This window comes from Curtobacterium sp. MCLR17_055 (genome assembly GCF_003234305.1).
Classification (GTDB): Bacteria; Actinomycetota; Actinomycetes; order Actinomycetales; family Microbacteriaceae; genus Curtobacterium; species Curtobacterium flaccumfaciens.
In genome coordinates this window covers 105,060-130,720 of record NZ_QKSX01000007.1, presented here as the reverse complement: position 1 = coordinate 130,720, position 25,661 = coordinate 105,060, and the positions used below count along the sequence as shown (strand labels likewise).

Sequence of the window (25,661 nt, the reverse complement as noted above, 5' to 3'; positions counted from 1 at the left end):
GAAACGCGCCCGTAACGCGGGGCCATTCATTCACCCCCAGTTCGAGGGGTTTGTCGATGGAGCGCTACAGGACGTCGCCGCGGCCGCTGATCTTCAGGGCATCCACGACGCCCTTGACCCGCTGCGCGTTCGCACTGGTGGTGACGAGCAGCGCGTCCGGGGTGTCCACGACGACGATGTCCTCGACGCCGATGAGCGAGATGAGCCGCTGGCTGTGCGAGATCACGATGCCGCTCGACGAGTCCGCCAGGATGCGGGCACCGTCCCCGAGCACCGCGAGGTTGTTCGGCCGGCCGCCGGACTGCAGCTTGGCGAGGGAGGCGAAGTCGCCCACGTCGTCCCAGTCGAAGTCACCGGGGACGACCGCCATGCGTCCGGCAGCGGCGGCGGGCTCGGCGACCGTGTAGTCGATCGCGATCTTCTCGAGCATCGGCCAGACGGCATCGACGACGGCGCCGCGGGCCGAGGTGTCCCACGCGTCGGCGAGTTCGTTGATGCCCGCGAGCAGCTCGGGCTTCGTCCGGCCGATCTCGGCGAGCAGCACGTCGGCGCGCGCGATGAACATGCCGGCGTTCCAGAGGTAGTTGCCCTGCTCGACGTACGAGCGGGCGGTGTCGAGGTCCGGCTTCTCGACGAAGGACTTCACCGCGTGTGCGGTCGGGGCACCCTCGATGTCGAGCGCGGCGGTGTCGGCGTTGATGTAGCCGAAGCCGATCGCGGGTTCCGTCGGGGTGATGCCGATGGTGGTGACGTAGCCGGCGCGGGCGACGGCGACGGCTTCGCGCACCGAACGACGGAACCCGCGGGCGTCACCGATGACGTGGTCGGCGGCGAACGAGCCGATGACGACGTCGGGCTCGCGGCGCACCAGGATCGCCGCGGCCAGGCCGATGGCCGCCGTGGAGTCCTTCGGTTCGCTCTCGAGCACCACGTTGTGGTCCTCGACGCCGGGCAGCTGCGACTCCACCGCGACCCGGTGCGCACGGCCGGTGACGACCATGATCCGCTGGTCGCCGGCGAGCGGCGCCAGGCGGTCCCAGGTCTGCCGCAGCAGCGAGGTGCCGGATCCCGTCAGGTCGTGCAGGAACTTGGGTGCGTCCGCGCGCGACAGCGGCCACAGGCGCGATCCGATGCCCCCTGCGGGGATGATCGCGTAGAAGTCTTCGAGAGCGTCAGCCACGCGCTCACCGTACCGGTCCCACCGGGCGGATCCTGGGTGGTCTCCGCACGATTCCCGCATGCGGGCTCCCGCAGCGTTGTTCACCCGGCGCGCGCGTCCCGTTCACGTCGTCGGCCCCGCCGGGTCACGTCACGCCCGGAGCATGGGCAGCACCATGAGCGCACGCAGCGTGGAGCGCGGCACGTCCCCCCGGACCGTCGCCGTCGTGACCGAGAGCTTCCTGCCCACCCTCAACGGCGTGACCACCAGTGTCCTGGCGGTCCTCGACCACCTGGAACGACGGGGTCACCGCGCGGTCGTGATCGCCCCGGACACCCCCGGCCTGGCGCAGTTCCGGTCGCGCAGCGCCGTCGAGCGCTACCGCTCCTTCGACGTCCACCGCATCCCCGCCGTCGCCTACCGCCAGTTCCCGGTGGCACTCCCCCACCCGGTGCTCGACACGATCCTCGCCGCCTCCGGCGCCGACGTGCTCCACGCCGCCAGTCCGTTCCTGCTGGGTGGGCGCGCGATCACGGCAGCCGGGAGGCTCGGCATCCCCTCCGTCGCCGTCTTCCAGACCGACGTGGCCGGGTTCGCCCGCCGCAACGGCCTGACCGCGACCGTCCCGTTGGTCCGGAAGATCCTCGGACGCATCCACGCCGGCGCCTCGCTGACGCTCGCCCCGTCGAGCGCGACGGCCGCGATGCTCGCCGAGGAGGGCGTGCCCCGCGTCGCCCGCTGGGGTCGCGGCGTCGACACCGAGCTGTTCCACCCCGCACGCCGGTCGACCGGGCACGTGCGGGCACTCCGACGCCGCCTGGCCCCGAACGGCGAGACCATCGTCGGGTACGTCGGACGCCTGGCCCCGGAGAAGGAGGTCGAGCGGCTCGCCGAACTCGGCGGCGTCCCCGGCATCCGGGTCGTCGTGGCCGGAGGGGGTCCGTCGCGGGCGATGCTCGAACGGCGGCTCCGGCACCTCGACGTCACCTTCACCGGCCCCCTGCGCGGCGACGCACTCGCCGACGCGTACGCGTCGCTCGACCTGTTCGTGCACACCGGTCCGGCCGAGACATTCGGGCAGACCCTGCAGGAGGCCCACGCCTCCGGCCTGCCCGTGATCGCACCGGCGTCCGGCGGCCCGCTCGACCTGGTCGCCCCGGGGCTCGACGGCGAGCTCTACGACGCCGGTGCGCCGCAGGCCCTGCGGCACGCGGTCCTGCGACTGCACCACGACCGCGCGCTGGCGGAGCGGATGGGTTCCGCCGGTCGGCTCCGGGTCGAGGGCACCACCTGGGAGGCCGTCGGCGACCAGCTCCTCGACCACCACGACACGGCCCGCACCATCGGCGCGCCGCCCGTCGGACGGGGCCTCCGGGCAGGTCGGGACGAGAAGGTCAGCGCCCGCGCATAGGATGGGTCGTGTTCCACACGAACACGAACGGCAAGGGCTCGCCGATCGGGCGAGCCCGTCCTATGGAAGGACGAGCTCATGGCTGAGCACACCGGCGGGGGTACGGCGACCGCGGTGCCCGACGTCTCGATTGAAGCCCCACGGGCTTCTCGGACGCCACAGGGCACGCTCTACCGCGGTTCGATCGGGATGTGGTCGTGGGTCCTCCACCGCATCACCGGTGTCGCGATCTACTTCTTCCTGCTCGTGCACATCCTCGACACGGCGCTCGTGCGGCTCTCACCCGAGGCGTACAACGCGGTCATCGGCACGTACAAGACCCCGATCATGAACCTCGGCGAGATCGCGCTCGTCATGGCCATCGTGTTCCACGCCTTCAACGGCCTGCGGATCATCCTGATCGACTTCTGGTCGAAGGGCCCGAAGTACCAGCGGGCCATGTTCTGGATCGTCATGGTCCTGTGGGCGGTGGCGATCGCGGGCTTCCTGCCCCGCCAGCTCATGAACCTCGTCGCGGACTTCAACTGAGGGGCACGAAGATGACCACGCAGATCGTCGAACCTCCCCGCTCGGCCGCGGCCGCCCGCAGCACCACCAACTGGGAGAAGTGGGGCTGGATCTACATGCGCGCCTCGGGCGTGCTGCTCGTCGTGCTGATCTTCGGCCACCTCTTCGTCAACATGGTGGCCGGCGAGGGCGTCAAGCAGATCGACTTCGCCTTCGTCGCCGGCAAGTGGGCCAACCCCTTCTGGAAGGTCTGGGACTCGCTCATGCTGGTCCTCGCGCTCATCCACGGCTCGAACGGCATGCGCACGATCGTCAACGACTACGTGTCGAAGCCGGGCATCCGCAAGACGCTCCTCGTCGCGATCCTGGCCGCCTGCGTCGTGCTGATCGTCCTCGGGCTCCTCGTCTGCTGGACCTTCGACCCGTGCCCCGCCGGCGCCGCTGCCGCCGACCTGCCGTCCTTCTGCCCGGCGCAGTAGCACCACCACCGTTGCTGCCCGCGTTCCCACCGTCTACGGAAAGACCCCTGTGACCGAGACCACCGTCCACCACCACCAGTTCGACATCGTCATCATCGGCGCCGGAGGCGCGGGCATGCGAGCCGCGATCGAAGCCGGCCCGAAGGCGAAGACGGCCGTCATCTCGAAGCTCTACCCCACCCGGTCGCACACCGGTGCGGCGCAGGGCGGGATGGCCGCGGCCCTCGCGAACGTCGAAGAGGACTCGTGGGAGTGGCACACCTTCGACACGATCAAGGGCGGCGACTACCTGGTCGACCAGGACGCCGCCGAGATCCTCGCGAAAGAGGCGATCGACGCCGTCATCGACCTCGAGAACATGGGCCTGCCGTTCAACCGCACGCCCGAGGGCAAGATCGACCAGCGCCGTTTCGGTGGGCACACCCGCGACCACGGCAAGTCCCCGGTCCGCCGGGCCTGCTACGCAGCAGACCGCACCGGGCACATGATCCTGCAGACGCTGTTCCAGAACTGCGTGAAGCTCGGCGTCGAGTTCTACAACGAGTTCTACGCGCTCGACCTCATCATGGTCGACGTCGTCGGTGACGACGGTGTCACCCGCCAGCAGCCGGCCGGCGTCGTCGCGTTCGAGCTCGCGACCGGTGAGCTGCACGTCTTCCACGCCAAGGCGATGATCTTCGCGACCGGCGGCTTCGGCAAGATGTACAAGACCACCTCGAACGCGCACACCCTGACCGGCGACGGCGTCGGCATCGTGTGGCGCAAGGGCCTGCCGCTCGAGGACATGGAGTTCTTCCAGTTCCACCCGACCGGACTCGCCGGGCTCGGCATCCTGCTGACCGAGGGCGCCCGCGGCGAGGGCGCGATCCTCCGGAACGCCTCGGGTGAGCGCTTCATGGAGCGGTACGCCCCCACCATCAAGGACCTCGCACCGCGTGACATCGTCGCGCGCTGCATGGTGCAGGAAGTGGCCGAAGGTCGCGGCGCCGGACCGAACAAGGACTACGTGCTGCTCGACTGCACGCACCTGGGAGCCGAGGTCCTCGAGACGAAGCTGCCGGACATCACCGAGTTCGCCCGCACGTACCTCGGCGTCGACCCGGTCGTCGAGCCGGTGCCCGTCATGCCGACCGCGCACTACGCGATGGGCGGGATCCCGACGAACGTCAAGGCCGAGGTCCTGTACGACAACACCACCGTCGTCCCCGGCCTGTACGCCGCCGGCGAGTGCGCCTGCGTCTCCGTGCACGGCTCCAACCGCCTCGGCACCAACTCGCTGCTCGACATCAACGTCTTCGGCAAGCGCTCGGGCAACAACGCCGCCGAGTGGGTCCAGACCGCCGAGTTCCTCCCCCTGCCGGAAGACCCGGCGGCCGGCGTCCGCGGCATGCTCGACCAGCTCCGTGCCTCGACCGGCACCGAGCGCGTCTCCGCCCTCCGCAAGGAACTGCAGGAGGAGATGGACAAGAACGCCCAGGTGTTCCGCACGGACGAGTCGCTCGCCCGCGTCACCGAGACGCTGCACACGCTCCGCAACCGCTTCATGCAGGTCTCCGTGCAGGACAAGGGCAAGCGGTTCAACACCGACCTGCTCGAGGCCGTCGAGCTCGGGTTCCTGCTCGACCTGGCCGAGGTCGTCGTCTACTCCGCGCGCAACCGCAAGGAGAGCCGCGGCGGCCACATGCGCGACGACTACCCGAAGCGCGACGACGAGAACTACATGCAGCACACCATGGCGTACCTGACGGGCGACCCGCACTCGTCACTCGCCGACGACCACATCACACTCGACTGGAAGCCCGTCGTCATCACGCGGTACCAGCCGATGGAGAGGAAGTACTGAGATGACCGACACCCTGGTCTCCGAAGCACCCCGCACCGACACCGTGCAGGACGCCCCTCCCGGATCCTTCTCCGTCACGGTCATCGTCCGTCGCTTCGACCCCGACGTCGACGACGAGCCGCGCTGGCAGGACTTCGACGTCATGATGCTGCCGACCGACCGCATCCTCGACGCCCTGCACAAGATCAAGTGGGAGCAGGACGGGTCCCTGACCTTCCGCCGCTCGTGCGCGCACGGCGTGTGTGGTTCCGACGCGATGCGCATCAACGGTCGCAACCGCCTGGCGTGCAAGACCCTGATCAAGGACCTCGACGTCTCGAAGCCGATCTACGTCGAGGCGATCAAGGGCCTGCCGCTCGAGAAGGACCTCGTCGTCGACATGGAGCCCTTCTTCCAGAGCTACCGCGAGGTGCAGCCGTTCCTGCAGTCCTCGTCAGCCCCGACGCCCGGCAAGGAGCGTGTGCAGTCCGTCGCCGACCGCGCCCGCTTCGACGACACCACGAAGTGCATCCTCTGCGCCGCGTGCACGTCGTCCTGCCCGGTGTTCTGGACCGACGGGCAGTACTTCGGCCCCGCCGCGATCGTGAACGCACACCGGTTCATCTTCGACTCCCGCGACGACGCCGCGAACGTCCGTCTCGACATCCTCAACGACAAGGAAGGCGTCTGGCGCTGCCGCACGACCTTCAACTGCACCGACGCGTGCCCCCGTGGCATCCAGGTGACGAAGGCGATCTCCGAGGTCAAGCAGGCGATCATGCGCGGCCGCGCGTAGTCCCGGCTCCGTCCAAGGCCCAGCACCACGTCGACCGATAGGCTCCCGACCATGACGTTCGCGGACACCCGCCCCATCCTCGACCAGCTCGGCTACACGACCCGGTACGTGCAGCTCCCCGGCGAGACCCTGCACGAACCGCCGGTCGAGGGGGCGCTCCGCATCGTCCAGACCGACGCCTCCGGCTACGCACTCGAGGTGGTCGACTACGGCACGGCTCGTCGTCTCGCGCAGGCCACGGGCGAGGACGACGCGGTCGAGATGCTGCGCCGCTTCCTGAACCGTCCGTTCCCGGAGCCGCGCGACATCCCCCGTCATGAGCTCGAGGGGCTCCGCGACCGTGCGGCGTCGACCTACCCGCAGCTCGCGCAGCAGGTCGCGCAGGCCGGCGAGCAGGGGCTGACCATCCAGATCCCGGCCGGTGTCCCCGTCGACCGCATCGGTGGCCCGGACGGCTACCTGCTGCACCCGCTCGACACCCCGCTGCCCAGCCGGTCACTGCCCCCGCACGTGACCTCCTCGCCGGAGACCCACCGGTACGTCGTCGACCGGCCGTTCCTGGTGAACGTCCGCTTCGTCCAGCCCTGGTTCGAGCAGCCGGGCGGCGCCCTGCGCTTCCAGATCGCCGACCCGTCGGCCACCGTGCGTGACCTGGTGGTCGACGGCGCGCTCGTCCGCCTCCGGGTCGTCTGAGCCCACCGATACACGAACAGCCCGCCCCGCGCACGATGCGTGGGGCGGGCTGTTCTCGTTCGTGGAGCTACCGCAGGTCGGGGCGGTCGTACCGCGCACCGGCCGGGTTCGACGGCAGGCAGCCGAACACGATGGCTGCGGGGCTCGCGATGAGCGACACGAGCCAGAGCGGGCCCGGCAGGTTCGCGTCGTGGAGGCGGCGCCACGCGAGTGCCAGGTTCGGCACGAGGGTGGCGAGCCACCACAGCCCGAAGAGCCCGAGCAGCACGAAGGCGAACGGCGAAGGCGCCCCCGACACGTCGCGCGAGTACCCGTAGTCGTCCACGACGGTGGTGGACGGGCTGGTGGCGATCAGCAGGGCGATGAAGCCCCCGTAGAGCACGATCGTGACGATGGCGTTGGCCAGGAACCAGTACCAGTACTCACTGCGACCGGCACGGCCGTCGAAGCGGGCGTACTTCTTGAAGAACCGGAGGAAGGCGTCGAGGAACCCGATGCCGTACCAAGGGGCCCACAGCGGCGGAACGCCATCCGGGCCGACCGGTATCGGCTCCGCCAGCTGCGGGTACCCACCAACGTACGGCTGGGCGTACTGCTGGTACGGCTGCTGTCCGTAGCCGGGCTGCTGCCCGTAGCCAGGCTGCTGCCCGTAGCCAGGCTGCTGCCCGTAACCAGGCTGCTGCCCGTAACCCGACTGCTGCCCGTAACCCGACTGCTGCCCGTAACCCGACTGCTGCCCGTACCCGGGCTGCCCGACGGAGCCCGGCTGCCCGTGAGCAGGCTGGTCGCCGGAGCCCGGCTGCCCCTGAGGCTGACCGCCACCCGGCTGACCCCACTGCGGCGTCCCGTCGTTGCTCATCGACCGACCCCGGGCCGGTCGTACCGCGCGCCCTGCGGGTTCGACGGCAGCAGCCCGAAGACGATGCCGGCGACGCCGATGAACAGCGCGATGATCCAGAGTGCCCCGGAGAGGTTCGCGTCGTGCAGGCGCCGCCAGCCGAGGGCGAGCGACGGCACGAGGGTCGCAACACCCCAGAGACCCAGCAGGACGAGCACGACCCAGAAGACCGGCGGGACCGGGTCGACGACGGTGATCTCGTTGCCGTAGTAGTCGACGGTCCGGCTGTTGAGCGTGGTGAGGCGGATGACCGTCCCGATGGTGACGAGTGCCCCGGTGACGATCGCGTTCGCCAGGAACCACCACCAGAACTCACTCCGGCTCGCACGGCCGCTGAACGTGGCGTACTTCGCGAAGAAGCGCGCAACTGCCTTCGGGAACGAGATCCCGTACCACGGGGCCCATCGCGGCTGCGTCCCCGCGGCGTCGGTCTGCTGACCGGGCTGCTGCGGGGGCGCCCACTGCTGCGTGCTCTCGGTCATCGGGCGCCCTGCGGACGGTCGAAGCGCGCGCCCTGCGGGTTCGAGGGCAGCAGGCCGAAGACGATGCCGACGATGCCGACGAAGATCGCGATGATCCACAGCGCACCGGGGAGGTTCGCGTCGTGCAGTCGGCGCCAGCCGAGGGCGAGCGTCGGGATGATGATCGCGAGTCCCCAGAGCAGGAACAGGATGCCCGAGATGACGAAGAGCGCGGACGGCTCGGTGACGGTGGACTGGACGCTGGTCGACGTCGAGGACGACATCGACACGGTCGAGCGCTCGGAGGTCGCGAAACCGATGGCGTACAGGATGCCGAGGACGATGCCGACGATCGCGTTGGCGAGGTACCACCACCAGAACTCGCTCCGGCTGGCACGACCGCTGAACGTGGCGTACTTCTTGAAGAAGCGGCCGACGGCCTTGCCGAACGAGATCCCGTACCACGGTGCCCAGAGCGGTGGTTCGCCGTTCGGTCCGGTTGGCGGCTGCTGGCCGTACTGCGGTGCGCCACCGAACTGGGCGTTCGGCTGGTTGTTCGGATCCTGCGGGTACTGGTCGCTCACGTGGTCCCCCTCGAGTGTTGGCTGATGTTCACGGTCGAGTCAACCAGAACTCCTGAGCGGCGGTCAGAACCGGTACCGCGCGTCACCCCTGCAGCGGACGGTCGTACTGCTGCCCCTGCGGGTTCGACGACATCAGGCCGATGATCAACGAGAACAGGATGCCGATCGGCGGGATGATGAACAACAGGGCGAGCAGGCCGCTGAGGTTGACGTCGTGCAGCCGTCGCACGGTCAACGCGATGAACCCGAGTGCGCAGGCCAGGCTCCAGAGACTGCCGAGTCCGTCTGAGCCGTCGTCGACGAACGGCAGCACGTCGAACCCGCTCCCGATGATGCCGGCGGCAGCCGAACCGATGAGGTACCAGAGCGCCCAGAACCAGTACTCCGACTGGCTGGCCCGACCGTCGAAGCGCACGTACTTCTTCCAGAACCGCAGGAACGCCTGGGGGAAGGGGATGCCGTACCAGGGTGCCCAGAGCGGCGGCTCGGACCTCCCACCACTCGGCCGACCCGGACCGGGCTGCCCGTACTGCCCCGGAGGCTGCTGCCCCCACGGCTGCTGGCCGTACGGGCCCTGCTGTTGCCCGTATGGGTCCCGCGGTGGGTACTGGTCGCTCATCGGTCGGTTCCTTCCGGCGCGGCTGTCGGTCCACACAGAGTGTGGCACTCCCCCGAGCCGGCGAGCGTCATCCGCGGGAACGACTCCTGTCCGACGATGCTGTCAGGGCAGGAGCGCGAGCTTGCCCCCGGGGTGCCCGGACTCCAGCAGCTCCGCCGCCGCCTTCGCCTCCGCCAGCGGGAAGGTCCGCGCCACCGGCACCTCGAGCTGTCCGGCACCAGCCAGGTCGATGAGCCGCTGCCGCACCGAGTCCCGGAACGCCTTGCTGGCCGGCTGCGCGCCGCCCACCGCGGCGATCCCGTCCGATGCGGCCCGCGCCTGCGCGGCGATCGTCACGATCCGTGACCGGTCCGCGACCAACGCGAGCGAGACGTCGACGGCCTCGTCGCTTCCGACGCAGTCCAGTGCCACGTCGATGCCGGAGGGTGCGAGATCACGGACACGAGCCTCCAGGCCGTCGCCGTACGCGACCCACTCGCCACCGAAGCGTCGCACGACGTCCGCACCACGCTCCGACGCGGTGCCGATGACGCGGGTGCCGAGCAGCCGCAGCTGCTGGAGCAGGCTGACGCCGACCGCGCCCGAGGCGCCGTGCACCAGGACGGTGTCGCGCCCCTCGGCGCGGGTGACGCGGAGCATGTCGGCGGCGGTCGAGCCGGCGAGGAGCAGGTTGGCGGCCTCCGGGAAGCCGAGCGAAGCGGGCTTCCCGAAGACGTCGGCCGCGGGCACCGTGACCGACTCGGCCCAGCCGCCGCTGACGCGGAAGGCGAGGACCTCGTCGCCGACCGCTCCCCCACCGGACGCGATCTCGGTGTCGGGGCCGACGGCGGACAGGACGCCGGCGACCTCGTACCCGACGGCGATCGGCAGGTCCGCGGGGTCGCCCTGGCGGGTGTGCTTGGTGTCTGCGGGGTTCATGCCGGCGGCGCGGACGGCGATCGTGACCTCGCCGGTGCCGGGTGCCGGCACCTCGGTGTCGACGGACTCCAGGACTTCGCTGCCGCCGAACCGTGGGGCCACCCAGTGCTTCGTCATGCGGGCGACGGTACGCGTCGCGACCCCGGAACGGACGGGAGGCCCGTCACCAGCTGGTGACGGGCCTCCCGTCCGTCCGTGCGGACGTCGTCAAGCCGCCCTTGCGGACGTCATCAGGCGCGCGCGGACCGGATCCGCTCGGTGAACGCGGCGTGCAGCGGGTGCTCCGCGGTGAGACCGGTGATCTGCGTGGCGACTTCCGCGTTGGACGCGCCCGACGCCAACAGCGCCTGCAGCTCGACGCTCTGCTCGTCGTCCGCGACGTCGAAGCGGAGCGCCGCGGCCATCGCGTCGAGAAGCGCGGTCGGCTCGGTGCCGTCCTCGGCCAGCGCGGCGGCGGGCGAGACGAACCGCTCGTCGCGCGACAGCTTGCGGAGCGGCTGACGGCCGACGCGGGTCACCGTGTCGGGCAGGTGCGGGTTCTCGAACCGTCCGATGATCGCCTGCACGTACGCGCGGTGCACCTCGGGGTCGAGCTCGTGCCGGCGGATGAGCAGGTCGCTCGTCTCGGCGAGCACGGACTCGAGCTCGGAGCGCACGGCGGGGATCGCGATGGCGTCGGAGATCTTGTCGGCCCCGGCGACGAAGCCGTGGTACGCGACGGTGGCGTGCCCGGTGTTGACGGTGAAGAGCTTGCGCTCGATCGAGGCGGCGAGGCCGTCGACGTAGTGCGCGCCGGGGATCTCCGGCTCGTTCCCTCCGAACGGCGTGCGGTCGATGGCCCACTCGAAGTAGGTCTCCACGGTCACGTCGAGTCCGCCACCCTCGGGCTGCGCGGGCACGATGCGGTCGACGGCGGTGTTCGCGAAGACGGCCTTGGCCAGGGCGGCGTCGCGGCCGTCCTCGGGCAGGGCGGCGACGATGAACTCGCGCAGGCGGTCCGTGGCGTTGAGGGCGTTCTCGCACGCCATGACGGCGATCGGTGCGGCGTCCGCGTCGCGGGCGACGAGCGCGCGGGCGATGACCGGGGCGATGAACTTCAGGACGTTCGGGCCGACGGCGCACGTGACGATCGCGGCCTTCGCGATCTCGGCGACCACGCCGTCCTCGTCCTGGGCGCTGTTCAGCGCGCGGAAGTTCGTGACCTCGTGGTCCTGGGCGCCGGCCCCGACCTCGTGCACGGTGTACGAGTCGGCTGCGGCCAGGGCGTCGATGAGCGGGGCGGCGACGTCGGCGAAGACGACCTCGTACCCGGCCTCGTGGAGCAGGAGCCCGACGAAGCCGCGGCCGATGTTGCCGGCGCCGAAGTGGACGGCGGTGCTGGTGCTCACTCGTTGACCTCGCCGAGGATCGACAGGATCGCGGCGGTGTCGGCGGCGTCGGTGAGCTTCTGGACCTCGTCCTCGTCGGAGAACACGATCGCGATCTTCGACAGGATGTCGAGGTGCTCGTTGTTCACGCCGGCGATGCCGACGACGAAGCGCACGGGGTTGCCGTCCCAGTCGATCGGGCTGGCGTAGCGGATGAACGACAGGGCGGACGACTTGATGGCGTCCTTCGCGTCGTTGGTGCCGTGCGGGATGGCGAGGAAGTTGCCCATGTAGGTGGACACGCTCTTCTCACGCTCGAGCATGGCCGGGTAGTAGTCGGCCGTGACCGCGCCCGCAGCCTCGAGGATCTCGGCCGCCTCCTTCATCGCTTCCGACTTGGTCGGCGCGGTGTCCTCGGTGTGGATGCGGATCTGGCTCTCCTGCAGGACGGGCATCGGGGGTTCTCCTTGTGTTGAGGACGAGATGGAGGGGACGGGTCAGCCCCGTCCCCTCCGATACTGCACTTCGTTACTGGTTGTGGCGTTACTGGTTCTTCAGCTGCTCGACGACCTGGTCGTACTGCGGAGCGTTCATGAAGTTGCCGACCGACACGTGCTGTGCGTTCGGGTTCTTCTGCTTCGCGCGGTCCGTCAGTTCTTCCTGCGTGATGATCAGGTCCTCGTCACCGGACAGGTTCGCGATCGCCTTGTTGGAGACCGTGACCCCTTCGATGCCCGCCTTCTTGATCTTGTTGCGCAGGACGCTGGCGCCCATCGCACTCGAGCCCATGCCGGCGTCGCAGGCGAAGACCAGGTTCTGGACCTTCGTCGCCGTCGCCGTGCTCGCCGAGCCGACGCCGCCGAGGGAGGCCTCGGCCTCTTCCTCGTTGGCCGGGGAGTTGTTGCCGAGCAGGCCGGCGGTCGCCGAGTTGACGTCGCGGCCCTTGTTGGCCTGGAGCTTCGCCATGGCGGCGCTCATGTCTCCGTCGTTGCCTGCGGCGCGGTCGCGCTTGCGGGTGGCGAGGAGGAAGAACGACGCGACCGCGAACGTCACCGCCGCCGAGAACACGACCGACAGGATGACGCCGACGAAGCTGTCACGGGGCGTGTTGCCGAGCACCGCGATGATCGAGCCAGGAGACGCCGGAGCGGTCAGGCCCGAGTTGAAGATGACGTTCGTCAGCACGCCGGTGCCACCACCGAGGATGACGGCGATGAACAGGACCGGCTTCTGCAGCACGTACGGGAAGTAGATCTCGTGGATGCCACCGAAGAACTGGATGATGATCGCGCCGGGAGCGGTCGAACGGGCGATGCCCATGCCGAAGAAGGAGAAGGCGAGCAGGATGCCGAGGCCCGGGCCGGGGTTCGCCTCGAGCAGGAAGAGGATCGACTTGCCCGACTCCTTGACCTGGTCGACGCCGAGCTGGTCGAGCACACCGTGGTTGATGGCGTTGTTCAGGAAGAACACCTTGGCCGGCTCGATGAAGACGCTGGCCAGGGGCAGGAGGGAGTGCGTGATGAGGAACTCCACCGCGACACCGAGAGCGTCGGCGATACCGGTGAAGACCTTCGACAGCCAGAAGAACCCGGCCAGGAACAACCCGAACCCGAGGATGCCCGCGGAGTAGTTGTTGACCAGCATCTCGAAGCCCGGCTTGATCTTGCCGTCCCACAGACGGTCCATCTGCTTGACCAGGTAGGCGCCGAGCGGGCCACAGATCATCGCGCCGAGGATCATCGTCGTGCCGGAGCCGAGGATGACACCCATCGCGAAGATCGAACCGACGACGGCACCGCGGGTCTCGTAGACCATGCGGCCACCCTGGATCGCGATCGCGAGCGGGATGAGGTACGTCAGGATCGGGCCGACGACACCGACGACGCTCCCGTCGCGGGAACCGCCGAGCGCCGCGACGGGCGTCCAGCCGTCCGGGATGAAGAAGGCCGTGATGATGCCCCACGCGATGAAGATCGCGATGTTGGGCATGACCATGCCGGAGAGGAACGTGCCGAACTTCTGAACGGCGACGCGTGCGCCGCCCCGCGACTTCGCGGGTGCGTCGGGCGCTGCAACGGACGACGTTGTCATGTGCGGTGACTTTCTGTGTGGTGGAGCTGCTGCGTGGTGCTCGGAGGGGTGGTGCTGGGGGTGGTGGGTCAGGCGGCGTGCACCGCGGACGCGGCAGCGGACTTCGCGGCCGCCGCCGTGCTCGCGGCGAGTGCCGCCGTCGCCATCTCGCGGGCCTGTTCGAGCGTGTAGCGACCGAGTTCGGCGCGCACGTCGGCCAGGGCCGCGGGGGTCATGGAGAGGGTCGTGGCCCCGAGACCGACGAGGACGACGGCGAGCAGCGGGTCGGCTGCTGCCTCACCGCAGATCCCGACGGCCTTGCCGGCGGTGGCGCCCGCGGAACCGAGCTGCGCGACGAGGCGCAGGACGGCGGGGTGCCACGGGTCCTGGTACGACGCGACGGTGCCGAGCATGCGGTCGGCGGCCATCGTGTACTGGGTCAGGTCGTTCGTGCCGATCGACACGAAGTCGGCGTTCTGGAACACCTGCTCGGCCATCAGCGCGAGCGACGGCACCTCGGCCATGACACCCGCGGTGCGGATGCCGAGCTCGCGGGCCAGGGTGACGAAGTACTCGGTCTCCTCGGCGTCGGCGACCATCGGGGCCATGACCCACAGGTCGGCCTCGGTCGCGGCGTCGGCCTGGGCGAGCGCGGTGAGCTGGTCGCGCAGGACCTCGGGGTGGTTCCGCAGGGCACGCAGGCCGCGGCGTCCGAGGGCCGGGTTCTCCTCGTCCTTGTCGGTGAGGAACGGCAGTGGCTTGTCGGCGCCGGCGTCGAGCGCGCGCACGACGACCTTCTTGCCGGGGAACGCCGCGAGGAGCTGGCGGTACGACTCGGTCTGCTCGTCGACCGTGGGGGCCTTCGGAGAGTCGAGGAAGAGGAACTCGGTGCGGAAGAGCCCCACGCCCTCCGCACCGAGAGCAACGGCGCCGGCGGCGTCGGCGGGGCTGCCGAGGTTCGCGAGCAGGGGCACGACGTGACCGTCGGCGAGGGCACCGGCGGTGAGCGGTGCCGCTGCGGCGGCGAGACGGTCGGTGATGCGGCGCTCGACGTCCGCGACCAGTGCGGCGTCGGGGTCGGTGACGACCGTGCCGGCGATGGCGTCCACGACGACGGACTGACCGTCGGTCAGGTCGTCGGCACCGGTCACGCCGACGATGGCGGTGATGCCCTTGGCGCGGGCGAGGATCGCGGTGTGCGAGGTCGGGCCGCCGTCACGGGTGACGAGTGCCAGGACCTTCTCGAGGTCGAGCAGCGCGGTGTCCGCCGGGGCGAGGTCGCGGGCGACGAGGACGAAGGGGGTGTCCGACTCGGGGACGCCGGGGGCGTGCACGCCGCGGAGCTTCGCGATGATGCGCTGGGCGACGTCGTCGAGGTCGGCCGCGCGCTCCCCCATGTAGCCGCCCATGCCGACGAGCAGGTCGCGGAACTGGGCGAACGCCTCGTACACGGCACGCTCGGCGTTGGTGCCACCGTCGATGCGGGTGTGCACGTCGTCGAGGAGCGTCGGGTCCTGCGCCATGAGCGCCTGGGCCTCGAGCACGGCCTGGGCGTCGCCACCGGCGAGCTGTCCGCGCTTGTTGAGATCGTCCGCCACGGCGGCCAGTGCGTCGTGCACGGCCTGCTTCGCGTCGTCAGCCGAGCCCACCAGGGCGTCCTTCGACGGTTCGCCGAGCGGGTCAGCCATCCGGAGCACGGGGCCGTGGGCAACGCCACGGCCGACGCCGGTGCCGAGCAGTTCGGACATTCGAGACTCCTTCATCTCACACGCGCTTGCGGTGGGGTGGATCGTTCGGTGCACACGACACGGGAACAGACCACGCCCGTGCGGCTGATCAGCACACTACCCCGCTTCGCGTTGACAAACAAACACATCCGGGGATAAAAATACAGAAACAGATGCCCGTTTGCGTCTGGCGGATCGAACGCAGGGGACGACATCCCGGATGTCGTGCCCGAGCATGTCCGTTCCGTTCCGACCCGAGACGACGAGGTCCGATGTACGCACCAGAACGCCACCAGCGCATCGTCGAGCAGGCGCGCGCGCAGGGCCGGGTGGACGTCAAGGACCTGGCCGAGTCGCTCGCCGTCACGCCCGAGACCATCCGCCGCGACCTGACGAGCTTGGAACGCCGCGGCCTCGTCCGTCGTGCGCACGGCGGTGCGATCCCCGTCGAGCGGATCACCCTGCACCCCGGCGTCGGCGACCGTGGCGGCATCAACCAGACCGAGAAGATGGTCATCGCCGAGGCCGCCCTGGCGGAACTGCCCGAGAACGGCTCGATCATGATCGACGCCGGCACCTCGACCATCTGCCTGGCCGAGCTGCTGCCGACCGACCGCGGGCTGACCGTCGTCACGCACTCGCTCCCCGTCGCCACCGCCGTCGCGAACCGCCCGGGCATCGACCTGCACCTGCTCGGCGGCAACATCCGCAGCGACTCCCTGGCCGGTGTCGGCACCTGGACGCACCAGCTCATCGGCATGGTCAGCGTCGACGTCGCCTTCATCAGCATCAACGGCATCACGCCGGAGCGCGGCCTGACGACCCACAACATGGCCGAGGCCGCCGTGAAGAGCGCGATGATCAAGTCCGCACGACGGAGCATCCTGCTCGCCGACCACACCAAGTTCGGCCGCGAGGAGTTCGGTCGCGTCGCCCCGCTCGCCGCGATCGACACGATCATCACCGACCCCGCCGTCAACCTCGACCTGGTCCGCGAGGTCGAGGCCGCCGGCACCGAGGTCTTCTGGCCCGGCCGACCCTGACCGTGCCCCGTCCCCGCCCACCCAGTGCTCGCTAGCATGAGCCAACCACCCATCGACAGGAGTACATCGATGTCCGAAGCCACCCGCACCGTGACCGTCGCCAGCGCATCCGGCCTGCACGCTCGCCCCGCATCCCTCTTCGTCCAGACCGTGACGGCGTCGGGGCACCAGGTCACGATCGCCAAGGGCGACAAGTCCGGGAACGCCGGCAGCATCCTCGCCCTGCTCGGGCTCGGCATCGAGAACGGCGACGAGGTCACCCTCACCGTCTCGGGCGACGACGCCGAGACCACCGCGGACAGCCTGGTCGAGTTCCTGAAGACGGACCACGACGCGGCCTGATCGCGCAGGTCGCGTCCTGTACGCGCCCACCAGACGGACGGGAGGCCCGTGGCTGCGCAGCCACGGGCCTCCCGTCCGTCGTCCGGTCGCCGCTACGGCGCGATGGGCGGGATCGCGCGCAGCTCGCCCCAGGCGAAGGAGCTCTCGGCGATGAAGTCCTGCAGGTCGTCGGCGAGGTCGTGGAGGAGTCCGGGCAGGTCGTCGACGTCCTCGACGAGGCTCCTCGTCCCCTGGGTCTCGCCCCCGATCTCCCAGACGACGCTCATCGAGCCGTCGATGAGTTCGTCCTCCTCGTGGTCGAGTTCCCAGTCCCCGTGCGGGCTCACCCAGAAGCGGGCGGAGCGGAACTCGTCCGGACGGAGCATCTGCGCTGCCACGGGTCGGAACGCGGCGAGCAGCTCGCCGACGGTCATCACGACGGTCATGGGCAGATCGTACGACCGAGGGCTGTCGGCACCCGCCGATAAGGTGTTCTGCATGACACGCCTGCGCCTCGCATCCGTCAACGTGAACGGCGTCCGCGCCGCCTTCCGCAAGGGCATGGGCGACTGGCTCGCCACCCGCGACGTCGACGTGCTGGCCCTGCAGGAAGTGCGCGCGTCGAGCGACGACCTGGCGGCGCTGCTTGGCGACGAGTGGGACATCGTGCACGACCCGGCGACCGCGAAGGGCCGGGCCGGCGTCGCGATCGCATCCCGACACTCCGCTCAGATCCACCGCGTCGCGCTCGGCCCGGACGACTTCGACTCGGCCGGCCGCTGGCTCGAGGCCGACTACGAGATCGGCGGGACGACCGTCACGGTGGTCTCCACGTACGTGCACTCGGGCGAGGTCGACACCCCCAAGCAGGACGAGAAGTGGAAGTTCCTCGACGCGATGACCGAGCGGCTGCCGGCGCTCCGCGAGCACAACCCGCTCGCCGTCGTCGTCGGGGACCTGAACGTCGGGCACGACGAGCGCGACATCAAGAACTGGAAGGGCAACGTCAAGCGAGCCGGCTTCCTGCCGCGCGAGCGCGCCTACTTCTCGCGGTTCTTCGGCGCCGACGGCGAACCGGTCGAGGGTGCCGACGGCTCCACGGGTCCCGGGCTCGGTTGGGTCGACGTGGGCCGCGCCCAGGCCGGCGACGTCGACGGCCCGTTCACGTGGTGGTCGTGGCGCGGGCAGGCCTTCGACAACGACACCGGCTGGCGCATCGACTACCAGATGGCGACGCCCGACCTGGCCGCCAAGGTCACGGAGTACACGGTCGACCGCGCCGCGGCGTACGACCAGCGATGGTCCGACCACGCCCCCGTGGTCGTCGACTACGAACTCTGACCCCTCTTCTCTCGCTTCACCTGACGCACCGGAGCACCACCATGACCAAGACCCGCATCTTCTCGGGCATCCAGCCGTCCGCCGGATCGCTGCACCTCGGCAACTACGTCGGGGCGCTCATGCAGTGGAGGACCCTGCTCGACGACTACGACGCCATCTACTGCGTCGTCGACATGCACGCCATCACCTCGCCGCAGGACCCGGCCGAGCTCCGCGCGAACACCCGGGCCACCGCTGCGCAGTACATCGCGTCGGGCATCGACCCGTCCAAGGCGACGCTGTTCGTGCAGTCGCACGTGCCCGCCCACGCCGAGCTCGCCTGGGTGCTGAACACCCTGACCGGCTTCGGCGAGGCGAGCCGGATGACCCAGTTCAAGGACAAGTCGGCACGCCAGGGCGCCGAGGCTGCGTCGGTCGGGCTCTTCACCTACCCGATCCTGATGGCCGCGGACATCCTGCTCTACGACACCAAGGTCGTGCCGGTCGGGGACGACCAGCGACAGCACGTGGAACTCACGCGCGACCTGGCCGGACGCTTCAACTCGCGCTTCGGTGACACCTTCGTCACGCCCGAGGCACGGATCCTGACCGAGACCGCGCGCATCTACGACCTGCAGGACCCGACCAGCAAGATGAGCAAGTCCGCAGCGTCGGACAACGGCCTCATCCGCCTGCTCGACGACCCGAAGCGCACCGCGAAGAAGATCAAGTCGGCCGTCACCGACGCCGAGCGCGAGATCCGGGCCGACCGCCAGGCCAAGCCCGGTGTGACGAACCTGCTGTCGATCCTGTCGGCGTTCACCGGCACCTCGATCGCCGCGCTCGAGGAGTCGTTCGCCGGCAAGGGCTACGGCGACCTGAAGGGCGACGTCGCCGACGCCGTCGTGGCCGAGCTCGAACCGGTCCGCGCCCGCACGCTCGAACTGCTCGACGACCCGGCGGAGCTCGACCGGCTGCTCGCCGTCGGCGCCGACCGCGCCGAGTCGATCGCCCAGGAGACCCTGGCCCGCGTCTACGACCGCATCGGGTTCGTCCCGCGGTCGCGCGGCTGACCGTGCAGCCCGTCACGCTCGAGTCGGCGCGGGTCCGGCTCGACCTGCCCACCCGCGCCGACACCGCCGCGATCACCGAGGCCTGCCAGGACCCGGAGATCGTCCGGTGGACGACGGTGCCGACGCCGTACCGCGAGCAGGATGCCCGGACCTTCGTCGACGCCCTGGTCGGACCGGGGTGGGCATCGGACCGCGAGTACACGTGGGCGATCCGACCGGCCGGTTCGACGTGGCTCGCGGGCATCATCAGCTACCGCACCGCCGGCCGTGATCTCGGGTTCTGGCTCGCACCGTCCGCGCGCGGTGCCGGACTCATGCACGACGCCGTCCGGCTCGTGGTCGACTGGGCGTTCGAGCAGGGTGCGCCGGACGTCTACTGGGAGTGCTACGAGGGCAACGCAGCGTCGGCAGCGGTCGCCCGTGCGGCCGGGTTCTCGTTCACGGGCCTCGGCGCAGCACGGGTGCCGGACCGGGACGGCGGCCCGACCGCGGCGTGGACCGCACTGCGACGCGCCGACGGCACCCCAGCCTCCGAGCTCCCCTGGCCCGTCGCCTGAACGCGCTCACATCCGTGGTGACGTGTCACCCAACCGCCGCCGGTAGGCTCGGCCCGTGAGCGACACGGCACGACCCACCGAGGTCCGGGCGATGCGCCGCGGGCTCGAACTCGCGGCCCTCGGGCCCGTCGTCGGCGACCACGCCCGCGTCGGTGCCGTGATCCTCTCCCCCACCGGCGAGGTCCTCGCCGAGGGGTGGCACAAGGGCGCCGGCACCCCGCACGCCGAGGTCGACGCGATGGCCAAGGTCGACCCGGCACTGCTGCGCGGCGCGACGGCGGTCGTCACCCTCGAACCCTGCAACCACGTCGGCCGCACCGGGCCGTGCGCCGTGGCCCTGCTCGACGCCGGGATCGCCCGGGTCGTGTACGCGATCGACGACCCCGGCGCCGACGTGCACGGCGGCGCCGATCGACTCCGTGCCGCCGGGGTCCAGGTCGTCTCCGGGGTCCTGGCCGACCAGGCCGAGGCGTTCCTCGAACGGTGGCTGCTCTCGGTCCGGCTCGGCCGACCGTGGGTCACCGTGAAGTGGGCGTCCAGCCTGGACGGGCGCGCCGCCGCTGCCGACGGCACGAGCAAGTGGATCACCGGCGCCGCCGCACGGCAGCACGTGCACGAACAGCGCGCAGCCCACGACGCGATCCTCGTCGGCACCGGCACCGTCCTGGCCGACGACCCGAGCCTGACCGCGCGCGGGGACGCCGGCGAACTGCTCGCCGACCAGCCCCTCGCCGTGGTGCTCGGTGACCGCCCGGTGCCTGCCGACGCCGCCGTCCGTCGGCACCCGCGCGGGTTCGTCACCCTGCCCGGACACGACCTGGCCACCTCGCTCGGCGCACTGCGCGGGCACGGGGTGCACTCGGTGTTCGTCGAGGGTGGCCCCACGGTCGCCTCGGCGCTCATCGCCGCCGGACTCGTCGACGAGTACCTGGTGTACATCGCCCCGGTGCTGCTCGGCGGTCCCCGGGTCGCCCTCGACGACCTGGGGGTGGGAAGCATCTCCGACCGTCGGCGGTTGGACGTACTATCGACCACTAGCCTCGGCCCCGACCTGCTGGTCCAAGCCCGACCGCAGCATCCGCAGCACCAGAACCAGCACCAGAACCAGCACCAGCACGACCGCCAGCAGCAGCACGACGCGACACCCGGGCTCGGGAACGACGGGCCCACGAACGACCGGAGCACCCCATGACCGATGCGCTGACCTCCCCCACGCCGGGGAGCCCGGTCAAGTTCGAGGTGTCGACGAACGTGCCGACCACCCACGGCACCTTCCAGATGCGCGCCTACCGCGACCTCGTGACGAGCGCGGAGCACGTCGCGATCATCGGCACCCTGCCGGACGGCTCGATGCCCACCGACGGCGCGCTCGTCCGGGTGCACTCCGAGTGCCTGACCGGTGAGGCCTTCGGCTCGCTGAAGTGCGAGTGCGGCCCCCAGCTCGACGCCGCGCTCGACACGATCGCGGCCGAGGGCGGTGTGGTCATCTACCTGCGCGGGCAGGAGGGCCGCGGCATCGGCCTCATCAACAAGCTCAAGGCCTACCGCCTGCAGGAGGACGGTCTCGACACCCTCGACGCCAACCTCGCGCTCGGCCTGCCCGCCGACTCACGAGCCTACGGCGGCGCCGCGGGCATCCTCGCCGACCTCGGCATCACCCGGGTCCGGCTGCTGTCGAACAACCCCGAGAAGCGCCGCCAGCTCGAGGAGCACGGCATCACCGTCGACTCCCTCGTGCCGCTCGTCGTCGGCATCTCGGCGCAGAACGCCGGGTACCTCGACACCAAGCGCGACCGGATGGGCCACCAGCTGCCCGAGCACCTCGAAGCGGGTGCCGGCGCGGGCGCCTGAGCACGAACGGGCGACGGACGCTGCGGCCAGCTGACTCTGGGCTGATTCGCAGGCAGACGACATCTGTCGTATGATCGGGCTTCCGTCACAAGCGGTCCCCCCTTCAGCCGAACGCACCCGATCGGTGCCCGCGCCACCCCGCGCGAACCGATCGGTGTCCGCCGTTTCGGATCCTCGTGCTCCCCGTCGGGAGCACGCAGCACGGAAGACCCCGCACTGTCATGACCGCCGCCCCGGCACCCGCAACGCCCACCTCCGCTCCGGCACCCGCCGGCAACCCGCGCTCCCGCGTCGTCATCGCGAGCCTCGTCGGCACGTCGATCGAGTTCTACGACTTCTACGTCTACGCGACCGCCGCGGTGCTCGTCTTCCCGACGCTGTTCTTCCCGAACGAGGACCCGACGGCCTCGCAGCTGTCGTCCTTCGTCACCTTCGCCCTGGCGTTCTTCGCCCGGCCGGTCGGGTCGATCATCTTCGGGCACTTCGGTGACCGGATCGGCCGCAAGACCACCCTCGTCGCGTCGCTGCTCGTGATGGGCACCGCCACGTTCCTGATCGGCTGCCTGCCGACGTTCGACACCATCGGGGTCTGGGCCCCGGTCCTGCTCGCCGTGATGCGCTTCGCCCAGGGCGTCGGGCTCGGCGGCGAGTGGTCCGGTGCGGCCCTGCTCGCGACCGAGAACGCGCCGAAGGGCAAGCGCGGCGTGTTCGGCTCGATGCCGCAGCTCGGTGCCCCGATCGGCTTCCTGCTCGCGAACGGCCTGTTCATCGCGATCAACGCGGCGATGCCCGCCGGTGCCGACGGCACCCCGAACGCCGACTTCCAGGCGTGGGGCTGGCGCATCCCGTTCCTGCTCTCCGCCGTGCTCGTCATCATCGGTCTGTACGTGCGCTTCAAGCTCGTCGAGTCGCCGGTGTTCCGGGGCGTGCAGGAGTCCGGCACGGTCGCGAAGGTCCCGCTCGGTCGGGTGTTCCGCACCTCGTGGCGGGCCGTCATCGTCGGTACGTTCGGCATGGTCGCCACGTACGTGCTCTTCTACTTCATGACGACCTTCACCCTGTCGTACGGCACGACCGGCTCCGAGGCGAGCGCGCTCGTCCCGAAGGTCGGCCTCGGGTACACCCGTGGCGAGTTCCTGACCCTGCTCATGATCGGCGTCGTGTTCTTCGGCATCTTCACCCCGATCGCGGGGCTGCTCGCCGACAAGTTCGGCCGCCGCAAGACCCTCATCCCGACCACGATCGGCATCGCGCTGTTCGGCCTGACGTTCCAGTTCTGGTTCGCGGCGTCGAGCGGGCCGATCACGGTGGTGACGTTCCTCATCGTCGGGCTCTCGCTGATGGGGCTGACCTTCGGTCCGATGGGTGCGCTGCTGCCCGAGCTGTTCCCGACGAACGTCCGGTACACCGGCTCGGCCATCGCGTACAACGTCGCGTCGATCCTCGGTGCGTCGCTCGCCCCGACGATCGCGCTGGCGCTCTGGAAGCCGGACGGCGACATCTTCCTGGTCGGCCTGTACCTGACGATCGCCGCGGTCGTGACGCTGGTCGCGCTGCTCTTCGTGCGCGAGACGAAGTCGAAGGACATCGCCGACGCCTGATCGGGGACCACCCGCGGGACAGGAGGCCCGGTGCCAGCTGGCACCGGGCCTCCCGTCCGTCGTGTGCGCGCCTCGCCCCCCGCGCAACACGCCGTCGTGTCAGCGGGACGCCGCCTGGCCGCCGAGACGCCGCCGGATCCGGCGGCGTCTCGCGCGCGTGGCGGCGTCGAACGAAGACGCCGGCGTCTGCGCACCCGATGCAGCGCGGCGAGACCCGTCAACGCAGGTTGACGGATGGCGGTGCGTCAATGTAGGTTGACACCCATGGACCGACCGACCATCACGAGCCTCGCGGCCGGAGCATCAGGGGACGACCCGTTCTCCGCCCTCGCCAACGTGCGGGAGCTGCGCCGTGAGCTCGACCGGACCGAAGAGCTCGCCGCGCGACGTGCCCGCACCGCTGGCGCCTCGTGGCAGGAGATCGCGACGCTGCTCGGTGTCAGCCGACAGGCAGTGCACAAGAAGTACGGCAGAAACTAGGAACACGATGAGCTTCCCCTTCGCACGCCCGAAGACCTCCGACGGCCCCCGCGCCACGTTCGGTCGCCTGCTGTCCTACCTGTTCGAGAACAAGCCCGCGATGGTCGTGATCATCGTGCTGAGCGTCCTCGGTGCGGGGGCCTCGCTCGCGCAGCCACTCCTGGTCAACCAGGTCATCACCGCGGTGCAGCAGGGCAACACCCTCAGCACGCTCGTGTGGCTGCTGGTCGGGCTCGTCATCGTCGCGGGGGTGCTGAACGGCGTCCAGCACTTCCTGCTGCAACGCGCGGGTGAGGGCGTCGTGCTCTCCACCCGCCGCAAGCTCATCGCCCGCATCCTCAACCTGCCGATCTCGGAGTTCGACACGCGCCGCACCGGCGACCTGGTGTCCCGCGTCGGCAGCGACACCACGCTCCTGCGTGCCGTCCTGACCCAGGGGCTGATCGAGTCGATCGGCGGCGCGCTCACGTTCATCGGCGCCATCATCGCGATGGCCATCATCGACCCGCTGCTGCTCGGCATCGTGATCGTGATCGTCCTGATCGCGATCGTCGTCGTCGGTGGGCTGAGCCGTCGCATCCGGGTCGCCTCGAAGCGGGCGCAGGAGAAGGTCGGCGACCTCACCGCCGCCGTCGAACGCGGGATCGGCGCGGTCCGGACCATCCGCGCGGCCGGCGCCACCGAACGCGAGGTGCGCGAGGTCGACGGCCACGCGACCGAGGCCTACAAGCGGGGCCTCGACATCGCCAAGATGTCCGCGTTCGTCGTCCCCGTCGCGAGCATCGTCATGCAGGTCGCGTTCATCGCCGTCCTGGGCGTCGGCGGGGCACAGGTCGCGGCCGGCACCATCACCATCGCGACGCTCATCACGTTCATCCTGCTGCTCTTCATGATGATCATGCCGCTCGGCCAGGCGATGGGCGCGGCCGTGGCCGTCGCCCAGGCGCTCGGCGCGCTCGGCCGGATCGAGGAGATCCTGCACCTGCCGACGGAGTCGCAGGACGACGAGTCGGTCCGGCCCGCCGCAGCTGTCGCCACCGACGACGCCATCGCGTTCGAGCACGTCTCGTTCCGGTACCGCGTCCAGGCGGACGCCTCGGGTGCCGACGGCGCGGTCGCGTCCGACCCCGCGGATCGTCCAGGAGGCCCGGATCGCGTCGACGACGAGCGCCCGGCCGACGACGTGGTGCTCCACGACGTGTCGTTCCGGGTGCCCCGCGGCTCACGCGTCGCACTCGTGGGTCCGTCCGGTGCCGGCAAGTCGACGACCCTGGCGCTGATCGAGCGGTTCTACGACCCCACCGACGGCGTCATCCGCCTGGGTGGCATCGACGTCCGCGGCATGGACCGCGACGAGCTCCGCGCCCAGATCGGCTACGTCGAGCAGGATGCCCCCGTGCTCGCGGGCACGATCCGCGCCAACCTACTGCTCGGGTCGCCGAACGCCACCGAGGACGACTGCGTCCGGGTGCTCGAGGCGGTCAACCTCGGCGAGGTCCTGCACCGCGATCCCCGCGGTCTCGACGCGCAGGTCGGTGAGGACGGCGTGATGCTCTCCGGTGGCGAACGACAGCGCCTGGCCATCGCCCGCGCGCTGCTCGCCGCTCCCCCGATCCTGCTGCTCGACGAGTCGACGTCGTCACTCGACGGGGTCAACGAGCAGAAGATGCGGCTCGCGATCGACGCCGTCGCCGAGGACCGCACCCTGCTCGTGATCGCCCACCGGTTGTCGACGGTGGTCGACTCCGACGTGATCGTCGTGCTCGAGCACGGCCGCGTCGTCGGCAGCGGCACGCACTCCGAGCTCGTGGAGTCGACGCCGCTCTACCGCGACCTGGCGAAGCACCAGCTGCTGGTGTGAGCGCCGGTACGGCCGCGAGTACCGCGGCCTTACCGGCGATCCA

At 70.3% G+C, this 25,661-nt stretch carries 26 protein-coding genes and 1 pseudogene; 16 read left to right on the top strand and 11 right to left on the bottom strand.

The annotated features are described in order from the left end of the window. Window positions 1-64: 64 nt before the first annotated feature. Window positions 65-1,180, bottom strand: coding sequence for a mannose-1-phosphate guanylyltransferase (locus DEJ09_RS08140; protein ID WP_071244281.1), 1,116 nt, complete (start codon window positions 1,178-1,180; stop codon window positions 65-67). Window positions 1,181-1,334: 154 nt separating this feature from the next. On the opposite strand from DEJ09_RS08140, the gene DEJ09_RS08135 reads away from it, so the two are divergent. The 6 genes from DEJ09_RS08135 to DEJ09_RS08110 all read left to right on the top strand — a co-directional run bounded on the left by DEJ09_RS08135 (window position 1,335) and on the right by DEJ09_RS08110 (window position 6,867). After that, complete coding sequence (locus tag DEJ09_RS08135) at window positions 1,335-2,570, top strand: glycosyltransferase family 1 protein (protein ID WP_253183795.1); 1,236 nt, start codon at window positions 1,335-1,337, stop codon at window positions 2,568-2,570. A gap of 78 nt (window positions 2,571-2,648) precedes the next feature. After that, complete coding sequence (sdhC, locus tag DEJ09_RS08130) at window positions 2,649-3,098, top strand: succinate dehydrogenase, cytochrome b556 subunit (protein ID WP_017888739.1); 450 nt, start codon at window positions 2,649-2,651, stop codon at window positions 3,096-3,098. Between the two features lie 11 nt (window positions 3,099-3,109). Beyond that, window positions 3,110-3,556: a succinate dehydrogenase, hydrophobic membrane anchor protein gene (sdhD, locus tag DEJ09_RS08125; protein ID WP_071406401.1), complete on the top strand. Its 447-nt coding sequence runs from the start codon at window positions 3,110-3,112 to the stop codon at window positions 3,554-3,556. Between the two features lie 49 nt (window positions 3,557-3,605). Further along, window positions 3,606-5,399, top strand: a complete 1,794-nt coding sequence (sdhA, locus tag DEJ09_RS08120) for a succinate dehydrogenase flavoprotein subunit (protein WP_027466445.1) — start codon at window positions 3,606-3,608, stop codon at window positions 5,397-5,399. A gap of 1 nt (window position 5,400) precedes the next feature. Next, window positions 5,401-6,174: a succinate dehydrogenase iron-sulfur subunit gene (locus tag DEJ09_RS08115; RefSeq protein WP_017888736.1), complete on the top strand. Its 774-nt coding sequence runs from the start codon at window positions 5,401-5,403 to the stop codon at window positions 6,172-6,174. A 51-nt stretch (window positions 6,175-6,225) separates the two neighbouring features. After that, on the top strand, window positions 6,226-6,867 hold the full coding sequence (locus DEJ09_RS08110; RefSeq protein ID WP_071244287.1) for a TNT domain-containing protein: 642 nt from the start codon (window positions 6,226-6,228) through the stop codon (window positions 6,865-6,867). A 67-nt stretch (window positions 6,868-6,934) separates the two neighbouring features. Here DEJ09_RS08110 and DEJ09_RS18470 read toward each other — a convergent pair whose 3' ends face one another. The 9 genes from DEJ09_RS18470 to ptsP form a co-directional block, all read right to left on the bottom strand. Beyond that, window positions 6,935-7,726: a DUF805 domain-containing protein gene (locus DEJ09_RS18470; protein WP_111088151.1), complete on the bottom strand. Its 792-nt coding sequence runs from the start codon at window positions 7,724-7,726 to the stop codon at window positions 6,935-6,937. After that, complete coding sequence (locus tag DEJ09_RS08100; protein ID WP_111088150.1) at window positions 7,723-8,247, bottom strand: DUF805 domain-containing protein; 525 nt, start codon at window positions 8,245-8,247, stop codon at window positions 7,723-7,725. Before DEJ09_RS08100 ends, DEJ09_RS18470 begins: the two co-directional genes overlap by 4 nt. Continuing rightward, window positions 8,244-8,810 carry a DUF805 domain-containing protein gene (locus tag DEJ09_RS08095; RefSeq protein ID WP_111088149.1) on the bottom strand — a complete coding sequence of 189 codons (567 nt, stop codon included), beginning with the start codon at window positions 8,808-8,810 and terminating at the stop codon, window positions 8,244-8,246. Before DEJ09_RS08095 ends, DEJ09_RS08100 begins: the two co-directional genes overlap by 4 nt. 82 nt (window positions 8,811-8,892) lie before the next feature. Continuing rightward, complete coding sequence (locus tag DEJ09_RS08090; protein ID WP_111088148.1) at window positions 8,893-9,429, bottom strand: DUF805 domain-containing protein; 537 nt, start codon at window positions 9,427-9,429, stop codon at window positions 8,893-8,895. 102 nt (window positions 9,430-9,531) lie between these two features. After that, on the bottom strand, window positions 9,532-10,464 hold the full coding sequence (locus DEJ09_RS08085; RefSeq protein ID WP_111088147.1) for an NADP-dependent oxidoreductase: 933 nt from the start codon (window positions 10,462-10,464) through the stop codon (window positions 9,532-9,534). Window positions 10,465-10,577: 113 nt separating this feature from the next. Next, entirely contained in the window at window positions 10,578-11,735 is a 1,158-nt protein-coding gene (locus DEJ09_RS08080; protein WP_111088146.1) for a mannitol-1-phosphate 5-dehydrogenase, read from the bottom strand. Beyond that, window positions 11,732-12,169 carry a PTS sugar transporter subunit IIA gene (locus DEJ09_RS08075; RefSeq protein ID WP_071244331.1) on the bottom strand — a complete coding sequence of 146 codons (438 nt, stop codon included), beginning with the start codon at window positions 12,167-12,169 and terminating at the stop codon, window positions 11,732-11,734. The genes DEJ09_RS08080 and DEJ09_RS08075 overlap by 4 nt, the downstream gene beginning before the upstream one ends. 88 nt (window positions 12,170-12,257) lie before the next feature. Then, complete coding sequence (locus DEJ09_RS08070; RefSeq protein WP_111088145.1) at window positions 12,258-13,805, bottom strand: PTS mannitol transporter subunit IICB; 1,548 nt, start codon at window positions 13,803-13,805, stop codon at window positions 12,258-12,260. A 68-nt stretch (window positions 13,806-13,873) separates the two neighbouring features. Beyond that, a complete protein-coding gene (gene ptsP / locus DEJ09_RS08065) occupies window positions 13,874-15,532 on the bottom strand; it encodes a phosphoenolpyruvate--protein phosphotransferase (protein ID WP_111088144.1) in 1,659 nt (552 codons plus the stop codon). Between the two features lie 251 nt (window positions 15,533-15,783). On the opposite strand from ptsP, the gene DEJ09_RS08060 reads away from it, so the two are divergent. Continuing rightward, window positions 15,784-16,554, top strand: a complete 771-nt coding sequence (locus tag DEJ09_RS08060; RefSeq protein WP_071406394.1) for a DeoR/GlpR family DNA-binding transcription regulator — start codon at window positions 15,784-15,786, stop codon at window positions 16,552-16,554. Between the two features lie 69 nt (window positions 16,555-16,623). Then, a complete protein-coding gene (locus tag DEJ09_RS08055) occupies window positions 16,624-16,896 on the top strand; it encodes an HPr family phosphocarrier protein (RefSeq protein WP_022905912.1) in 273 nt (90 codons plus the stop codon). A gap of 92 nt (window positions 16,897-16,988) precedes the next feature. On the opposite strand, the gene DEJ09_RS08050 is transcribed toward DEJ09_RS08055, so the two are convergent. Beyond that, window positions 16,989-17,321 carry a hypothetical protein gene (locus DEJ09_RS08050; RefSeq protein WP_111088143.1) on the bottom strand — a complete coding sequence of 111 codons (333 nt, stop codon included), beginning with the start codon at window positions 17,319-17,321 and terminating at the stop codon, window positions 16,989-16,991. A gap of 52 nt (window positions 17,322-17,373) precedes the next feature. On the opposite strand from DEJ09_RS08050, the gene DEJ09_RS08045 reads away from it, so the two are divergent. The 8 genes and pseudogenes from DEJ09_RS08045 to DEJ09_RS08010 all read left to right on the top strand — a co-directional run bounded on the left by DEJ09_RS08045 (window position 17,374) and on the right by DEJ09_RS08010 (window position 25,618). Then, window positions 17,374-18,216, top strand: a complete 843-nt coding sequence (locus tag DEJ09_RS08045) for an exodeoxyribonuclease III (RefSeq protein ID WP_071244335.1) — start codon at window positions 17,374-17,376, stop codon at window positions 18,214-18,216. Window positions 18,217-18,257: 41 nt separating this feature from the next. Continuing rightward, the gene (gene trpS / locus DEJ09_RS08040; RefSeq protein WP_111054455.1) at window positions 18,258-19,268 is read left to right on the top strand and encodes a tryptophan--tRNA ligase; all 1,011 of its coding nucleotides are present in this window, start codon (window positions 18,258-18,260) and stop codon (window positions 19,266-19,268) included. Window positions 19,269-19,270: 2 nt separating this feature from the next. Next, on the top strand, window positions 19,271-19,825 hold the full coding sequence (locus DEJ09_RS08035) for a GNAT family N-acetyltransferase (RefSeq protein ID WP_071406390.1): 555 nt from the start codon (window positions 19,271-19,273) through the stop codon (window positions 19,823-19,825). A 91-nt stretch (window positions 19,826-19,916) separates the two neighbouring features. Continuing rightward, the gene (ribD, locus tag DEJ09_RS08030; protein WP_258373833.1) at window positions 19,917-21,017 is read left to right on the top strand and encodes a bifunctional diaminohydroxyphosphoribosylaminopyrimidine deaminase/5-amino-6-(5-phosphoribosylamino)uracil reductase RibD; all 1,101 of its coding nucleotides are present in this window, start codon (window positions 19,917-19,919) and stop codon (window positions 21,015-21,017) included. 29 nt (window positions 21,018-21,046) lie between these two features. Continuing rightward, window positions 21,047-21,676 (top strand): annotated as a pseudogene (ribA, locus tag DEJ09_RS08025) (GTP cyclohydrolase II); the annotation flags it as partial. Between the two features lie 221 nt (window positions 21,677-21,897). Next, on the top strand, window positions 21,898-23,277 hold the full coding sequence (locus DEJ09_RS08020) for an MFS transporter (RefSeq protein ID WP_110863353.1): 1,380 nt from the start codon (window positions 21,898-21,900) through the stop codon (window positions 23,275-23,277). Window positions 23,278-23,541: 264 nt separating this feature from the next. Then, on the top strand, window positions 23,542-23,757 hold the full coding sequence (locus DEJ09_RS08015; RefSeq protein WP_027466417.1) for a hypothetical protein: 216 nt from the start codon (window positions 23,542-23,544) through the stop codon (window positions 23,755-23,757). A gap of 7 nt (window positions 23,758-23,764) precedes the next feature. Then, complete coding sequence (locus DEJ09_RS08010; RefSeq protein ID WP_111088141.1) at window positions 23,765-25,618, top strand: ABC transporter ATP-binding protein; 1,854 nt, start codon at window positions 23,765-23,767, stop codon at window positions 25,616-25,618. The last annotated feature ends 43 nt before the right edge of the window (window positions 25,619-25,661 follow it).

Coding starts and splice junctions, on each gene's coding strand:
- DEJ09_RS08135 (WP_253183795.1), top strand. CDS start 1,335: ATGAGCGCACGCAGCGTGGAGCGCGGCACGTCCCCCCGGACCGTCGCC.
- sdhC (WP_017888739.1), top strand. CDS start 2,649: ATGGCTGAGCACACCGGCGGGGGTACGGCGACCGCGGTGCCCGACGTC.
- sdhD (WP_071406401.1), top strand. CDS start 3,110: ATGACCACGCAGATCGTCGAACCTCCCCGCTCGGCCGCGGCCGCCCGC.
- DEJ09_RS08115 (WP_017888736.1), top strand. CDS start 5,401: ATGACCGACACCCTGGTCTCCGAAGCACCCCGCACCGACACCGTGCAG.
- DEJ09_RS08110 (WP_071244287.1), top strand. CDS start 6,226: ATGACGTTCGCGGACACCCGCCCCATCCTCGACCAGCTCGGCTACACG.
- DEJ09_RS18470 (WP_111088151.1), bottom strand. CDS start 7,726: ATGAGCAACGACGGGACGCCGCAGTGGGGTCAGCCGGGTGGCGGTCAG.
- DEJ09_RS08100 (WP_111088150.1), bottom strand. CDS start 8,247: ATGACCGAGAGCACGCAGCAGTGGGCGCCCCCGCAGCAGCCCGGTCAG.
- DEJ09_RS08090 (WP_111088148.1), bottom strand. CDS start 9,429: ATGAGCGACCAGTACCCACCGCGGGACCCATACGGGCAACAGCAGGGC.
- DEJ09_RS08085 (WP_111088147.1), bottom strand. CDS start 10,464: ATGACGAAGCACTGGGTGGCCCCACGGTTCGGCGGCAGCGAAGTCCTG.
- DEJ09_RS08075 (WP_071244331.1), bottom strand. CDS start 12,169: ATGCCCGTCCTGCAGGAGAGCCAGATCCGCATCCACACCGAGGACACC.
- DEJ09_RS08070 (WP_111088145.1), bottom strand. CDS start 13,805: ATGACAACGTCGTCCGTTGCAGCGCCCGACGCACCCGCGAAGTCGCGG.
- ptsP (WP_111088144.1), bottom strand. CDS start 15,532: ATGTCCGAACTGCTCGGCACCGGCGTCGGCCGTGGCGTTGCCCACGGC.
- DEJ09_RS08060 (WP_071406394.1), top strand. CDS start 15,784: ATGTACGCACCAGAACGCCACCAGCGCATCGTCGAGCAGGCGCGCGCG.
- DEJ09_RS08055 (WP_022905912.1), top strand. CDS start 16,624: ATGTCCGAAGCCACCCGCACCGTGACCGTCGCCAGCGCATCCGGCCTG.
- DEJ09_RS08050 (WP_111088143.1), bottom strand. CDS start 17,321: ATGACCGTCGTGATGACCGTCGGCGAGCTGCTCGCCGCGTTCCGACCC.
- DEJ09_RS08045 (WP_071244335.1), top strand. CDS start 17,374: ATGACACGCCTGCGCCTCGCATCCGTCAACGTGAACGGCGTCCGCGCC.
- trpS (WP_111054455.1), top strand. CDS start 18,258: ATGACCAAGACCCGCATCTTCTCGGGCATCCAGCCGTCCGCCGGATCG.
- ribD (WP_258373833.1), top strand. CDS start 19,917: ATGCGCCGCGGGCTCGAACTCGCGGCCCTCGGGCCCGTCGTCGGCGAC.
- DEJ09_RS08020 (WP_110863353.1), top strand. CDS start 21,898: ATGACCGCCGCCCCGGCACCCGCAACGCCCACCTCCGCTCCGGCACCC.
- DEJ09_RS08015 (WP_027466417.1), top strand. CDS start 23,542: ATGGACCGACCGACCATCACGAGCCTCGCGGCCGGAGCATCAGGGGAC.
- DEJ09_RS08010 (WP_111088141.1), top strand. CDS start 23,765: ATGAGCTTCCCCTTCGCACGCCCGAAGACCTCCGACGGCCCCCGCGCC.